General features: G+C 57.5%; 14 protein-coding genes and 1 pseudogene. 11 read left to right on the top strand and 4 right to left on the bottom strand.

Going from position 1 to position 15,040, the window contains the following annotated elements:
* The first annotated feature begins 104 nt into the window (after positions 1–104).
* From PSQ19_RS19140 to PSQ19_RS19155, 4 genes are all read left to right on the top strand, one after another.
* Positions 105–419 (top strand): GntR family transcriptional regulator, encoded by a 315-nt coding sequence (locus PSQ19_RS19140; protein ID WP_282219060.1) that lies wholly within the window; start codon positions 105–107, stop codon positions 417–419.
* On the top strand, positions 388–771 hold the full coding sequence (locus PSQ19_RS19145; RefSeq protein ID WP_282219061.1) for an FCD domain-containing protein: 384 nt from the start codon (positions 388–390) through the stop codon (positions 769–771). The genes PSQ19_RS19140 and PSQ19_RS19145 overlap by 32 nt, the downstream gene beginning before the upstream one ends.
* A gap of 137 nt (positions 772–908) precedes the next feature.
* On the top strand, positions 909–1,331 hold the full coding sequence (locus PSQ19_RS19150) for an MbcA/ParS/Xre antitoxin family protein (protein ID WP_282219062.1): 423 nt from the start codon (positions 909–911) through the stop codon (positions 1,329–1,331).
* A complete protein-coding gene (locus PSQ19_RS19155; RefSeq protein WP_282219063.1) occupies positions 1,328–2,008 on the top strand; it encodes an RES family NAD+ phosphorylase in 681 nt (226 codons plus the stop codon). The genes PSQ19_RS19150 and PSQ19_RS19155 overlap by 4 nt, the downstream gene beginning before the upstream one ends.
* 56 nt (positions 2,009–2,064) lie before the next feature.
* On the opposite strand, the gene PSQ19_RS19160 is transcribed toward PSQ19_RS19155, so the two are convergent.
* Both PSQ19_RS19160 and PSQ19_RS19165 read right to left on the bottom strand, forming a co-directional pair.
* Entirely contained in the window at positions 2,065–3,024 is a 960-nt protein-coding gene (locus PSQ19_RS19160) for a dihydrodipicolinate synthase family protein (protein WP_282219064.1), read from the bottom strand.
* 120 nt (positions 3,025–3,144) lie between these two features.
* Positions 3,145–4,366: pseudogene (locus PSQ19_RS19165) on the bottom strand (PQQ-dependent sugar dehydrogenase).
* Positions 4,367–4,804: 438 nt separating this feature from the next.
* On the opposite strand from PSQ19_RS19165, the gene PSQ19_RS19170 reads away from it, so the two are divergent.
* Entirely contained in the window at positions 4,805–5,965 is a 1,161-nt protein-coding gene (locus PSQ19_RS19170) for a mandelate racemase/muconate lactonizing enzyme family protein (RefSeq protein WP_282219065.1), read from the top strand.
* Between the two features lie 128 nt (positions 5,966–6,093).
* Here PSQ19_RS19170 and lhgO read toward each other — a convergent pair whose 3' ends face one another.
* Positions 6,094–7,287 carry an L-2-hydroxyglutarate oxidase gene (gene lhgO, locus PSQ19_RS19175; protein ID WP_282219066.1) on the bottom strand — a complete coding sequence of 398 codons (1,194 nt, stop codon included), beginning with the start codon at positions 7,285–7,287 and terminating at the stop codon, positions 6,094–6,096.
* A 149-nt stretch (positions 7,288–7,436) separates the two neighbouring features.
* Here lhgO and PSQ19_RS19180 point away from each other — a divergent pair, with 149 nt between their 5' ends.
* The 4 genes from PSQ19_RS19180 to PSQ19_RS19195 all read left to right on the top strand — a co-directional run bounded on the left by PSQ19_RS19180 (position 7,437) and on the right by PSQ19_RS19195 (position 12,136).
* A complete protein-coding gene (locus PSQ19_RS19180) occupies positions 7,437–8,156 on the top strand; it encodes a VWA domain-containing protein (RefSeq protein WP_282219067.1) in 720 nt (239 codons plus the stop codon).
* 1 nt (position 8,157) lies between these two features.
* Entirely contained in the window at positions 8,158–8,856 is a 699-nt protein-coding gene (locus PSQ19_RS19185) for a J domain-containing protein (RefSeq protein ID WP_282219068.1), read from the top strand.
* Between the two features lie 172 nt (positions 8,857–9,028).
* Positions 9,029–9,814, top strand: a complete 786-nt coding sequence (locus PSQ19_RS19190) for a glucose 1-dehydrogenase (protein WP_282219069.1) — start codon at positions 9,029–9,031, stop codon at positions 9,812–9,814.
* Positions 9,815–9,817: 3 nt separating this feature from the next.
* Positions 9,818–12,136: a glycoside hydrolase family 15 protein gene (locus tag PSQ19_RS19195; protein ID WP_282219070.1), complete on the top strand. Its 2,319-nt coding sequence runs from the start codon at positions 9,818–9,820 to the stop codon at positions 12,134–12,136.
* On the opposite strand, the gene PSQ19_RS19205 is transcribed toward PSQ19_RS19195, so the two are convergent.
* Positions 12,137–12,826, bottom strand: a complete 690-nt coding sequence (locus tag PSQ19_RS19205) for a GntR family transcriptional regulator (protein WP_456077514.1) — start codon at positions 12,824–12,826, stop codon at positions 12,137–12,139.
* 152 nt (positions 12,827–12,978) lie between these two features.
* Here PSQ19_RS19205 and PSQ19_RS19210 point away from each other — a divergent pair, with 152 nt between their 5' ends.
* On the top strand, positions 12,979–14,076 hold the full coding sequence (locus PSQ19_RS19210; protein WP_282219071.1) for a branched-chain amino acid ABC transporter substrate-binding protein: 1,098 nt from the start codon (positions 12,979–12,981) through the stop codon (positions 14,074–14,076).
* A 167-nt stretch (positions 14,077–14,243) separates the two neighbouring features.
* Positions 14,244–15,040, top strand: a 797-nt coding sequence (locus PSQ19_RS19215; RefSeq protein WP_282219072.1) for a branched-chain amino acid ABC transporter permease, incomplete at its 3' end; no start/stop codon positions are given.

A 15,040-nucleotide genomic window follows, 5' to 3' on the forward strand; every position in this document is an offset into this window, starting at 1 on the left:
ACCAAATGTCAATAGATGATACAACCTATCGCCCTTGAAATGCGAGAAACCGTCTTGGCGGTGCGCGTGTTTGGGTATAGGCAGCGCGCACGGGTGAATTGCAAATGCACGACTATATGAGCACCACCAGCGACAGCACCGGCGCGGTTTGCGCGAAAATCAGAAACGACATTCTGGGCGGCAGTTTACGCGCCCATGATCGCCTCAAGGTTCGCGACTTGGCTGCGCGTTATTCGGTCAGCACCAATCCGATCCGTGAGGCGCTACACCAGTTGCGCGGCGAAGGTCTGGTGGTCATAACGCCTAATCGTGGCGCTCAGGTACGTCCCTTGGACGAGAGCCTTCTTGCGCAATATCAGCGAAATTCAGGGATTGCTGGAACCCTACATGACCCGTTGGTTCGTGGGCATTGCCAGTGATGAAGAAGTTGACAGACTGGAAAAAATCCAGTCCGAAATCGAACGGCTGAACTTTGCCGACCCAGAACGCAATCGGGCGCTCGACCTGGAATTTCACAGTGTCATCTATGATCGGCACTATAATCGGGATGCCTATGACACATGGCGAAAGCATCTCGACCTTCTCTCCATTTTCAGTAGTGGATTTTCGGTGGCAATCAGCCGTCGCACGGCGGTCGTGCACGAACATCGTGGCATCATTGATTGCGTGAAGCGCCAGGACGCTGATGGGGCGGCAGCGATGGTCGCCAGTCACGTCGAAGGCTCGTGTCAGCATATGATCGAGCAGCTGCGGTCATCGGAACGAACCTAATTCGGTACGCGTGGATACGCTTGGGCCCCATCGTAGGCGTGGTGGCGGTGCGCGGGCGGGTGCCTACAGAAGCCATCAATGATTGACATTTGCCATTTGGCGGACTATCTATAGCCATATGGCAGAAAGTGATCAAGATGCCCGTTCAAACTGCAACTACAGAATATGTTCCTCCAAATAGGCTGGATGCGCATGATCCTGCCCAAATAGCCAATGTTGCGGTCAAGGCCTATGCACATCTGGCCGATATCTGGAAATTGAACAATCCCACAGGAGCGGCGTTGATTGCCGTCAGCCAGCGCACGTGGGCGCGGATCAAGACCGAGGCCTGGACAGGGCGGCTGTCACGGGATCAGCTGCTGCGCATCAGTGCGATAACCGGGCTATACAAGGCCCTGCACCTTTATTTTGGTGAGACCCTTGCCGATCAATGGGTCCACATGCCCAACAGTGGGCCGCTATTTGGCGGTAGAACCCCGCTTGATGCGATGATTGAGGGCGGTTTACCGACCATGATAGACACCCGCACCTATGTTGATGCGCTGCGCGGTGGTGCGTGAACCCGCCCTTTGTCGCGGTCGCCGAACAGGCGACGGTGCGGTTGATCCCGACCGCATATTACAAGCCACCGGTTCTGCGCCCGCTGGTTGATGACGATGACGAGATGGAAATCCTCGCAGTGATCGAGGGGTTGACCAATCGGCGGCAAAGGGCCGAGCAGTCGGGTTTGCGCGATCTCGATCCGCGAGAACTGATTTTCAGAGCCTGGGGCCAAACACACATCAACGCCGCCTTTGCCTATACGCGTCCCGAGGGAAATCGCTTCAATGATGCGGGGCGGGGGGCGTGGTACTGTGCTTTTGACGATTTGACCGCTATTGCCGAGGTCGCCTATCACCGGACACGCGAACTCCAACGGATCAATCATTTCGTGGACGAGGCGATCTATCAGGTGTTGCTCGCGGGATTTCTGGGCGATTTTCGCGATTTGCGAGGGATGGATTCCGGGGAACCCTTTCTCGCGGCCGACCCCGCAATTGCCTATCCCGCCGGACAGGCACTCGCGACCCAATTGCGCACCGAGGGTGCGCGCGGGCTCGTTTACGCCTCAGTGCGAAAACGCGGTGGCATCTGCTTGGTCGCGTTCCAGCCGCATCTCGTGCAAAATGTCAGGCCGGGTGCACGTTGGAAGTTGAATTGGACCGGCACGCCCGACTATAGCGTCGCCGGCGCTTAGTCTACAAAAAACCCGCCGCCAACGGTTTGGCGGCAGGTCAGATGATTTACCGACGTTCAGGCGACGTATTTTTTGGCCACGTCAGACTGCCGTGACCATCCAGCATACCATTGGTCAAACAGTTTGAGTTGCGTCTCGGCATATCCGCGCTGACTATCGGTCAATTCGTCGGTTTCGTTGAAATGCAGCGAATATTCCGCGTCACCCTTGAGCACCATCATGTGCTTGAAATACAGCACCAGATCAGCCCCCTCGTCAAAGGACGACAGAACCGCGAGAGCAGCATCCAGTTCCTGGGCACGGACGCGTGCCTCGACATCGCCAGCCGCCGCGGCCTGACTCAAGGCAACCAAATGCAGCACTTCCCTTGGCAGTACGTTGCCGATGCCGGTGATGGCACCGACAGCACCACAATTGACAAAGCCGTGGAACACATTGGTATCAACGCCAATCATCAGTGTCACATCGTCATCGCCACTGGTGATGTGTTCTGCGGCATAACGCAGATCATCGGCGCCGCCAAATTCCTTGAACCCGATCAGGTTCGGGTGATCCTTGCGTAGGTCAAAGAACAGATATGCACGCGTAGCAAAGCCATAATATGGACTGTTGTAGATAACAGCGGGTAGCTGGGGGGCGGCGGTCAGGATAGCCTTGAAATGATGGCGTTGCGCTGCGCTCGATGAGCCACGCGAGAGTACCCGGGGAATAACCATCAACCCCTGTGCCCCCACTTTAGCTGCATGAGCGGCATGAGCGACGGCCTTTGCCGTATTGACCGCACCAGTGCCGACAATAACGGGAACGCCCGCCTTTACCAGTCTCTCCACACCCTCCATGCGCTGCTCGTCCGTCAATAGCGGCCAATCTCCCATCGAACCGCAATAAACCACCGCCGACATCCCATTGGCGATCAATTGCTTGCCCTTGCGCACCAGCGCATCGAAGTCAGGCGTTCTGTCGGCCTTACAGGGCGTCATTAGCGCGGGGATGCAGCCGGAAAATATCTGGGACATGGCGGTTTCTCCTTCAATGGGCCGGAACTGGCGGGGGGATCCGACCCGTCTATAGGACATTTGGCTGCCCGGGTCAGCAGCGATTCTGTCCGTTGGTCAAAATCACCTGCTTGGCGCCGACTAGCTTTCAGCGCGGCTAAGACGGACAATCTGCGAGCCGGCTCCGCGCATTTCGGTTACGGCATAGACGGCGCCATCCGGGCCGACCTTGACGTCGCGCACGCGGGCACCGAGCGGCACGCGTTCTTCGAAGGCCACACGGTCATCTTCAAGATGCACCACTACTACAGACTGGGCCACCAGGCCGCCGATCAGGAAGGCGCCGTCCCACTCGGGAAACTCCTTTCCCTGGTAATAGGCCATGCCGGACGGCGCGACCACCGGGTCCCAATAGTAAATTGGCTGCTGGGTTTTCGCACTTGCCGTAACACCCTTGCCGATGGGAGCGCCGCCATAGTCGAGACCATAAGTAACCTCGGGCCAGCCATAATTCATGCCGGCTTGCGGCATGTTGAGCTTCGTCGCCGCCCATCGGGCCATGCTCGACCGTCCAAAGGCGCCCCTGACCATCCAGGGCTGCCGACTGCATGTTGCGATGCCCCAGGCTCCATATTTCTGGCAGTGCGCCATCCCTTTCGACAAATGGATTGTCGGGCAGGGCCGCACCGGTCTGGTCGATACGGAACACCTTGCCCAGACCGCTATCGATATTCTGCGCCTGAACGCGGATCTGCGCATCGGACCGCTCGCCTACTGTCACGAACAACTCGCCATCGCGACCAAAGACCAGTCGCGAACCGAAATGGTTGGGGCCCGCATAACTTGGCGTCTGGCGGAAAATTACACGGACGTCCTCAAGACCTGGCGCGCTGGCGTCGTCCACGAGCGTGGCCGAGGCAACAGAGGTGCCGTTGCCATCTGGGCGTGGTTCCGAAAAGGAGAAAAAGATCTTATTGCTGGTCGCAAAGTCAGGCGCCAGTGCCACATCGAGCAGACCGCCCTGACCACTGACATAAACCTCGGGCACACCGGTGAGCGCTGGTCCCACGGTGCCATCGGGGGCAATAATATGCATGGCGCCTTCCTTGGCCGTCACCAGCATACGCCCATCAGGCAAGAACTCCAGTGCCCAAATTTGGGGCAAAGCGTCGGCGACGACCGCCTTGTCGACTGCTGGCATCGATGACGGCTGCGGCGCACGGGTCTGGTCGGCAGATTGCGGGCGTTGGTCGACCCCATTGGGTGCGCGGGTTTCTGCGGATTGCCCCTGCGCAAGCACGGGTCCAGCAAATGCGCCAATGAGCAGTAGGGCGTTCAATTGGGCTGTAATATAGGGATTCATCGTAATTCCTCTCCGGTTGAGCAGCGCGCGATAAAGCTAGTGGCTTCCCCCAATTTGAATCGCCGATATCTTGATATGGTGATGATGAAGGCGCGTTGATACCCCCGTGCCGATGCCCGCACGATCGGGAATCGGATTGGGGGCCGTTGAGGTGCATGGCAGCGTATTATCGAACGGTCGGTTCGATGGCCTTATTGCTTGCACTTTTGATCTGGACGGAACCTGCAGTGCATGTCACTTAGGGTCTCAGTCAAATTGGGGTTGAATACCTGTTGGTATCCGAAACGGGCCGGGCAGCGCCTTGTTGACCGGCTCACCAGGTCACGTGTCAGCTACGGTATGATCGTCTTGTCCGCATTTGACCAAGCCAAAATCCGCAGACTTCCCCAAGCGCCAAGGCTCCCGGTCGCTCCATTCCGTCCCAACAAGGAATATCCCATGCAATCGCCAAAGATTACCGCCATTCGCCCCTACGCCATATGGGTGGGCCATCGGAACCAACTGATCGTCAAGGTCGAAACCGACGATGGGGTTTTCGGTTGGGGCGAAAGCGGGTTATCGGGTCGTGAACGGGCTGTGATCGGCGCGATCGAGCATTTCGCCCAGTTCTTGCAGGGACGCAACGCCTTCGATATCGGTGCGCTCTGGCAGGAGAGTTATCGGAGCCAGTATTTTGAAGGGGGACGGGTGCTGCAGGCCGCGATTTCGGCTATCGATATTGCCTTGCATGATATCAAAGGTAAGGCGCTGGGCGTGCCGGTTTATGAGTTGTTGGGCGGCAAGCAGCGCGACCAGGTGCCAACCTTTGCCAGCACCGACGCCAACCAGTTCGACGAGATTTTTGACCGCGCCAAGGCGCTCAAGGCCAAGGGATGGTCATGTATCCGTCTGTTCCCCGATTTCGGCAACGGAAAGACATTTGAGCCGCGCCAGCATATTGCCAAAACCGCCGAAGCCTGTCGTCAGGTTCGTGCTGAACTGGGAGAAGAGGCCGTCCTAGGCATCGACTGGCACCACCGTCTGACCGTCGCCGAGGCCGCCTCGTTCTGCCAGAAAATGCCATCTGGAACGCTCGATTTCCTCGAAGAGCCAATCCGCGACGAAACCCCTGAGGCCTATGAATCGCTGCGTCGCCTCACCGATGTACCGTTTGCAATCGGCGAGGAATTTTCCAGCAAATGGCAGTTTGTGCCCTACATCGAACGCGACATTCACCAGTTCAATCGCATCGACATCTGCAATGTTGGCGGGCTGACCGAGGCGATGAAAGTGGCGGGCTGGAGCGAGGCACACTATGTCGACATGATGCCGCATAACCCGCTTGGTCCGATTTGTACCGCAGCAACCATACATTTTTCGGCCGCAGTCGCCAATTTCTCCTGGCTCGAAACCCGGGTCGGCGACAACGACCTGTACGGGGCAGTCGATACAGACGAGATATTTGTGCGCAAGCCACACCTCAACGGTGTCCATTTTGACGTCGATTCAACGCCCGGTCTTGGCATTGAAATCAACGAAGACGCCGTAAAGGAGCAGACCTTCCGCTTCTGGCAGGCGCCAATGTTGAAGCGTAATGATGGCTCCGTGACGAACTGGTAATTTTGGGGGCCGCAATTAGGCGAACCTGACGGCACCCTTCATCCGCGCTTTGGTGGCGTGGATGGCCACTCGCGTCCCAGGGCGGCAAAGCTGTACGCATGCAATTGTGCTACCGTATTGCCGCCCGATCAGGCTGGCAGCATGATTTTGTCGGCGATCATGGCGCCAATCGGTAGCGCCGATGTCGCTGCAGGCGAAGGCGCGTTACAAACATGAAGCATTCGGTTCGTCTGTTTGAGCAGGAAATCATGCACGATCCCGCCCTTGTTGGTGACGACTTGGGCACGGATACCAGCGGGATAGGGCAGCAGGTCATCGCGTTCAAGCGAGGGGCAGTATTTTTGACACTCCTTGAGATAACCACCCTTGGATATGGAGCCGTATAGTTCGTGCAGGGCGTGTTTTGTGTTGCCCGCTACCAGACGCCAAAAACCACCGAATGCAACGGTATCCAGTGCATCGCGCGCGTCGACTGAAAATTTGGCATACTTTTCGCGCGCCAGTCCCACCACCGCATTTGGGCCGACTGTAACGCTGCCATCGATCATTCGGGTCAGGTGAATGCCGAGAAATGGCAAATCCGGATCTGGTACCGGATAGATCAAATGTTTGATTATTCCTGATTTTTCGGGCTTCAACCGATAATATTCACCGCGAAACGGTACCACACGGAAGTCGATGTCAATGCCGGCAAGTCGGGCCAACCGGTCGGCCTGCAGGCCACCACAAACAATAAGCCGTCGCGCCGACCAGCTTTGATCACCCGAGCCGATCTCAACAGCGCTGGCGGTCTCCATTATTCTGTCGATGCCAGTCGACAACTGGATATCGGCACCCGCCGCGCGAATGATCTCTCCCAATTTCTCGCAAATTTGGCTGTAGTCGACAATGCCGGTCTTGGGGCTCAAAAGGGCGCCCATCCCGCTAATGGCAGGCTCGGCACGCTTCAGCTCGGCTCTGTCGAGGCGCGTCAATGTCAGCCCGTTGGTCACAGCACGCTCGTAGAGCGCCGCCATGCGGCCCAGTTCATCGGTGCTCGTGGCAACGATAAGTTTCCCGCATTGCTTGTAGGCAATATCGTGGGCTGCACAAAACGCCATCGTCATCTCGGCACCTGCGCGGCACAGTGTGGCTTTGAGACTCCCTGGCTGATAGTAAATACCAGCGTGAATGACGCCGCTGTTGTGACCGGTCTGGTGCGCCGCCAGTCGGGCCTCTTTTTCGACCAGCAGCAAGCTGGCGCCGGGCCGCGCTTCCAGTATCTTGGCGGCGCTCGCAAGCCCGACAATGCCGCCGCCTATGACGCAGTAGTCGAAGACCATTGTCGATGCCCCCAGTGTGGCTCCCACGCCCTGATATCTGGTTTAAGCTACCCGGTTCGCATTTCCGCGTCGACAATCATCGGCGCTGTCGCCCGATTGTGTGCACTCATAGGCTTGTTCGAAACCCGGACACGCCACATATTGACATTATGGGTGACAAACAACGCGACCTAAAACCAGTTCGAGCCGCCGTAGTCAGCAAGGCTTCGGCGAGCAGCGATATTGCCGATTTCGTCAAACAGGTCGGTGCATTGGCGCGTCCGTCGGCCGGACAGCAGGCGAGAATCCTATTCGCCCTCGACGCCACCATGAGCCGCCAGCCAACCTGGGATCTTGCCTGCAAGCTGCAGGGCGAGATGTTTGAGGCGATTCCGAACAACAATGCACTGGCCATTCAACTCCAGTATTTTCGTGGTTTTGGCGAATGTCGTGCGTCCAAATGGGTGGTCAACGCACAGACTTTGGCGCGATTGATGTGCAGTATTGATTGCCGGGGCGGGGAAACCCAGATCGGCAAGGTGTTCGCCCACGCCCGCTCGGAGCACGCAAAACAACGCATTCAAGCCATGATTTTTGTCGGGGATGCCCTTGAGGAAAATGTCGATCGACTGGCGGAAAAGGCAGGGCAGTTGGGGCTGCTGGGTTTGCCATTGTTCATCTTTCAGGAAGGGCATGACACCCGGGTCGAGGCGGCATTTCGCGAGTTTGCCAGATTGACCAAGGGCGCGTATGCGCGTTTTGACGCCTCCGCCCCCCAGGAACTGGCGCAGTTGCTAAAAGCCGTCGCCGCCTTTGCTAGTGGCGGTCGCGATCTGCTCAAACTGCAAAAAAGTGCCTCCGCCCACGCCCTTCTGGAGCAATTGCGCTGACATGGGATATGTCTTCCTGGCGGGGTTTGCCCTGCTTGCATTATTGGCGGTTTATCAGGGCTTTAGCAAATTATCACCGAGCCGCCGTGCCAAATGGCTGCGTAACGGTATTATTGGTACGGCTGGACTTGTTGGATTGGGCTTTCTGCTGGCGCGCCGTTTCGATATCGCGCTGATCCTCGGCGCAGCTGCATTTTCAATCTATCGAACCGGTAAACTAGGGCCATTTTCCTTCGACACCAGCAAATGGAGTGCCGAGCAAACCTCGAGCGTCCGAAGCCACTATTTTGAAATGAAACTCGATCACGACACCGGGTCGGTCGACGGCGTGGTCCGCATTGGCCAATATCGCGGCGCCGAACTAATGCAGCTTGGCGAAATCGAAACGCGGGAACTGATCGATGAGATTAGTTGGGATCCCGATAGCGTCAGTCTGCTTGAAACTTGGCTTGATGCCAATCGTGCGGGATGGCGTGAGTATTTTGCCGAGCAGAATCATCCGGGTGAATCGTCCGACGGCGGTGATCCAATTGCGCGGGCGTTGGAAGTTCTCGGTCTTGAGGCGGGCGCAAGCGACGCTGAAATAAATACCGCCCACCGAACGTTGATGAAGGGCGTCCATCCCGACCATGGCGGCTCGAGCTTTCTCGCCGCCAAGATAAATGAGGCGCGCGACCTGCTGCTGAAACAGAACCGCTAGTGACAAGACATATTAGGCAGGCGACATTTCATGCGACCATCGGTCACCGTCCGTTTCGCGGCAAAAAATCGTTAGCATGATAGCCAACGCCACATAAGCGTCTGTTTTTGCGCCTCATCTGGGTCGCGACCGGATGGACGAACTGGCGGTTGCACATAACAGGAGAACGAACATGCTGGCAGTCGATCTGGACGGTAAACGGGCGCTGGTCACCGGCGCGAATTCGGGTATCGGCGAAGCAATTGCGCTTCAGCTTGCTGAGGCAGGGGCCGATGTCGTTGTTAATTTTCTGTTTCATCCTGAGGCCGCCGAGGCGGTGTGCAACAAGATTTCTGCACTCGGGCGCCGCGCATTTGCGGTGCAATCTGATGTATCGGATCCCGAACAGGTCGCGTCTATGTTCACCCGGATGGATACTGAATGGGGCGGAATAGATATTCTGGTCAACAATGCTGGCATCGACGGACACCCAGCACTCGCCTGGCAAGGCAAGACCACCGACTGGACCAAGGTTCTGCAGGTCAATCTTTTTGGCGCTTATTATTGTTGCCGTGAGGCCCTCGATCGCATGGTGGCGCACGGGCAGGGGGCCATCCTCAACATGTCCTCAGTCCATGAGGTAATTCCCTGGAGCGGTTACAGTGCCTACACCGCTTCCAAGGCCGGCCTTTCCATGATGACCAAGACCCTGGCGCAGGAGGCGGCCCCTCACGGCGTGCGTGTCCTGGCGTTGGCACCGGGGGCTATCAAGACCGCGATCAACCAGAATGTCTGGAGCAACCCAGACGGCCTGGCTGATCTCAACCAGAAAATACCATTGGGTCGCATGGGCGAAGCCGCGGAGATTGCCAAGATGGCCACCGTTCTGATGTCCGATTTGGCCAGCTACGCCACCGGTTCTACCATCTTTGTCGATGGCGGAATGATTGATTTTGCCGACTTCGCGCACGGAGGTTGAACCATGAATGATAAGCAAAAAACTAACCTCGGTAGCAACGCGCCCGGCCATCCCGGTATCAGCCCCACATGGACCTCAAGCGCCAAGGATGTGGTAACCACCTCGCTTGGATCGAGCCGAATTTGGGTGACCTTGGGATACGGCATTGGCAACGAGGTCTATTGGCCCTCAACCGGCCACCCCCAGATACGCGATCTCGGTTTCATCATCGCGGGTCCAAATGGCTGGACCGAAGTCAAACGTGCCCGGCGCTATCTGATTTCAACGCCAGAACCGCATGTGCCGCTGCCCCAGATCGTCCATGAGGGCGATGACTACCGGCTGGAACTCGAGTTTTTGCCGCATCCGCAGCGTGATACACTTTTGGTGCACTATAATCTGGTTGGCGAGGGCTTGCAGCTTTACTGCCTGTTAGCGCCACATCTGGATGGCGACAGGGCGAACACGGCATGGGCAGACGGCGACCTCACCGCGCAGCGAGACGCCGCGTCAATTTGCCTGCGTAGCGATTGCGGCTTCTTGCGCACCAGCGTCGGCTATGCCGGTGAATCGGATGGCTGGCAGGACTTCTCGCAAAATGGCGCCATGACCTGGACCTATGGTTGTGCCACAGACGGCAACGTCGCCTTGACCGGTGAGTTGGCGTCGGCGAGCGGCACTCTGGCGCTCAGCTTTTCGCAAACGCTGGAGGGCGCCCGCACGCTGGCACGCTCGAGCCTGGCAGATGATTATGACGATGTGCGGAACCGCTTTGTTGACCAGTGGGTGCAATGGGGCAAGACGCTGGTCATTCCTTACGCATCCCCCGAGATGAAACACGTGGCCGAAATATCCGCGACCGTCATCAAGGTTCATGAAGACCGGACCTATGCCGGGGCCGTGGTAGCAAGCCTCAGCGTGCCTTGGGGCAGCAGCCACGACGATCCCGGTGGCTATCACCTGGTATGGACACGCGACACCGTTGAAGCGGCACTGGCGATGATCGTCGTCGGGCAGATCGAGGATGCCAAAAAGACACTGGCCTATCTGATCGGTACACAATCTGAGAATGGAGGCTGGGCTCAAAACTATTATCCGGATGGTCGAGGCTATTGGAGCGGGAGCCAACTCGATGAAGTCGCGCTACCGGTCATTCTAGCCGCCAAACTGCGCGCCGTTGGCAGCCTGACCAATTCGATTCCGACCGAAAACATGGTTCGCAAGGCAATCGCCTATATTGTGCGAATGGGACCGATGAGCGACCAGGACCGTTGGGAAGAGAACGCCGGCGCCAGCCCGTTTACTCTTGCCCTGACAGTGTGTGCTCTCGTCGCGTCGGCAGACTATTTCAACGCCGATGAGCGGGCGTATTTGCTATCGCTCGCCGATTGTTGGAACGAACGCATCGAGGACTGGACCTATACAACCAGCGGCGAATATTGCGCTGATCGCGATATCGGAGGCTATTACGTTCGCATGTCGCCGCGGCCGATGCAGGGCGGTATCAATGGTTCAATCGATGTGCGTAACGTCGCGCACGGTGAGATCGCCGCGACCGGCCTGCTGGGGCTGGAATTTTTGTATCTCGTCCGCACCGGTCTGCGCAAAGCCGACGACAAGCGCATTGTTGACACGGTCCGGCTTGTCGATGAGATTTTGCGCGTCGAAACGCCTAACGGTCCTTCCTTCCATCGTTACAATGGTGACGGCTATGGTGAACACGCTGACGGAAGCCCATTTGACGGGCAGGGCATCGGTCGATTGTGGCCGCTGCTGACCGGTGAACGCGGGCACTATGCGGTTGCCGCGGGCGAAGACGCCAGACCATATCTGGCCGCAATGGCCAAGATGACCGGACCCGGCGGCTTGATCCCCGAACAGGTATGGGACAGCGAACCATTGCCCGACCGTGGCCTGATGCCGGGTAAGCCATCTGGCAGCGCCATGCCGCTGGTCTGGGCTCATGGTGAATTTCTCAAACTGCTTGCCTGCATAACGACCGAACGCCCCACCGAACTGCTCGATGATGTCGACACTCGCTATGGCGGGACCATTCCCGAAGCAGAAGTTTGGCACTGGCGCGAAACAAGCCCGTTCCAGTCCGTGCCGAAGGGCCGCGGCATAAATATTGAAGCCACCGAACCGTTCATCTTGCACCATTCGCTTGATGACTGGCATCATAAGGACGACAGCAAATCGGCGCCCGGCCCCTTTGGCATGCACATATTGGCGCTGACAAAGGACCAACTTGCTGAGTTTGATGAATTAAAGTTCACCTTCTTTTATCCCGACCGAGACGCCTGGCGCCAAAAGGACTTTGCCATCCAGTTGGGGCGCGGATAATCAGAGCACGCCACTCAACCCTGTTGAGAAAGAAACTTGGTCAATGAGATCGAGGCCTGCAGGACGTGATCGCGGGTCAACGCGGCGGCCTGCATCACGTCGCCATTGCGACAGGCGTCCAGGATCAGTTGGTGCTCCTGAATTGCCCGCTCGCGGCCATGGGTCAGACTGAGCCTGCGCGCGAATATAGCGCTCGACGCGGTCGTTAGCTGCTGCTGCGGCGGCAAAATAGTAGGGCCGACCAGCGTCGATATAGAGCGAGGAATGAAACTGGCGGTTCAGGTCACCCCATCGACCAGCATCCTTTTCCTCCGCGAAGGAATCGCACAATGCCTGGGCGTGGTCGATTGACTTTCGCGTCATCCTTGGCACGGAATGAGCGATCAGTTGCGGCTCGATCGTTGCCCGGAATTCAAAGATTTCCTCGATCTCTGCAACTGAGATGCGGCTGACCACAACGCCCTTGTAGCGCACGGAGGTCACCAATCCGTGCGCCTCTAGGCGCTTGAGCGCCTCGCGTACTGGAATTCGGCTGACATTGAACATCTTGGCGATGGCATCCTGCCGAAGAGTCTGGCCTTCCTCAATTTCGCCGCGAATAATTGCCGCACGCAGGGCGTCGTGGATGATATCTGATGACGACGCGCTGGCACCAAGATTGGACGCCCGCAAACTCAGTTTATCGATCAAGCCGTGCCCTCCTCGCTCAGCAACACATTCTCTCGGTGAGGTGCTCAATGTAGCAGGTTGTATATTGGATACAATCGTGTAAATCTAGCCATCTGAACCGTCGGGTACAGGGAGTGCCGACGGCAACAACAGGTATGGGAGAGAACCAAGCCATGAAGATTACTGCATTTTTAGCAACCACGGCGATTGCCGTGGCGCTCGCCGTCCCGGCATACGCCGACATGAAAATCGGCATTCTCGTGCCGACAACCGGCTCGGAAGCCACATATGGTCAAGACATGGCCAATGCTGTGGACCTCGCCATTTCCGAAATCAACGCCGAGGGCGGTGTCCTGGGCGAACAGCTGACATCGATTGTTGGTGACGACGGCTGTGATCCCCAACAGGCGGTCAACGCCGCCAGCAAGCTGGCATCCTCCGATGTCGTGGGTGTTGTCGGGGGCTATTGTTCCGGCGCAACCGTACCAACTCTGAAGATATTCGGCGACGCCAAGTTGCCGTTTGTTATCGCCGCCGCCAACTCGACCAAATTGATTCCGGCCAACCCCGGCGACGCCTTCATGATTAACTCCACCGGCAATGATCAGGTGGCCAAGGCTGTCGAATATTTTACCGCCAACGGCATTAAGTCGCTGGCCATCGTTAACCAGGGCGACGCCTATTCGCAGGATCTGGCCGATCTGACCAAGACCGCTTGGGAAGCCGCTGGAAACACGGTGCCGGCATTTGAAGTGGCCAACAAGGGCGAGCAGGACTATTCCGCCATCGTCACCGCCATTCGATCGGCCAATCCAGACGCGGTTTTCTGGACGGCCTACTATGCTGATGGTGGCTTGCTGATCCGTCAGTTGCGTCAGGCCGGTTACCAGGGCAAGATTGCAGTTGGCGACGGATCGAACTCTCCTGAACTGTTCAATATTGCCGGTTCTGCGGCTGAGGGCGTCGTTGGATTCTCCAATCCGACTGCCGAATTCCTGCCCGAAGCCAAAGCCTTCATTGAAGACTATTCAGCAGCCTATGGTTCCGCTCCCGGCCCCTATGCGCCGCTGGCCTATGACGGCATGAAGCTTCTGGCTTCGGCCATCGAAACTGCCGGCAGCACCGATTCTGCTGCCGTAGTCGAAGCCCTCAAGGCCGCCGACTACACCGGACTTGCCGGTGAAATCACCTTCACGCCTGAAAATACCCTTGCGCGTTCGAACTTTGTCGTGCTGCAGGGCAAGGGCGGCAAGTGGACCCTGGCTGAATAACAGCAACGCCTATTTATGGCCTCGCCGCTCCATTGGAGTGGCGAGGTCCTCTGCAATCGGCGTCAAGGGGGAGCCTTGTGAATGTCGGTGTTTGATATTTTTTTCCAGCAGCTGGTGAACGGGCTGGTGCTGGGATCTTTTACGCGCTGGTTGCGCTTGGCTACACCATGATTTTCGGTGTGGTAAAACTGCTCAATTTCGCCCACGGCGATATTTATATGGTCGGCGGCTTTCTCGGCTTTCTCATCCTGTCTGTTCTGGCACCCTATGTTGGACCCGGCTGGACCGGCGTTGCGATTTCCATGGTTGTGGCCATGATCGCAGTCGGCTTTCTGGGCGTATTCATCCAGCGCATTGCCTACCAACCGATGCTTAACGCGCCTCGCCTGTCCATTCTCATCACAGCCCTTGCGGTGTCATTGGTCCTGCAAAACGGTGTCTTGACCCTGACCAATGGGCAATATCAGCCATTCGGCGCTGATCTTGGTTTTGGCGGCATCAATCTCGGCCTCCTGTTCATCAGCTACAATCAGATGATCCTCGTCGGCACCGCGGCCGCGTTGATGATCGGACTCGAATTGTTCGTTTCGCGCACCCAATACGGTCGGGCCATGCGCGCAATATCCATCGATAAGGACATGTGCCGCCTGATGGGTATCAATGTCACCGCCGTGATTGCCGTGACCTTTTTCATCGGCTCGGCACTGGCCGCGGCTGCTGGCACCATGGCGGGCGCCTATTATGGCTCAATCTGGTATTTCATGGGATTTCTCATCGGCATAAAGGCGTTTACCGCCGCGGTTATTGGCGGCATCGGCTCCATTCCCGGTGCCATGCTCGGCGGCTTGATCCTCGGGCTGCTTGAGGCATTCGGCACCCAAATTCCCGGTATCGGCAGCGAATGGAAGGACGTTTTCTCCTTCTCGGTGCTGATACTTGTTCTCGTGCTCAAGCCAACTGGCCT

Origin of the sequence: Devosia algicola (genome assembly GCF_028816455.1) — a bacterium.
Classification (GTDB): domain Bacteria; phylum Pseudomonadota; class Alphaproteobacteria; order Rhizobiales; family Devosiaceae; genus Devosia; species Devosia algicola.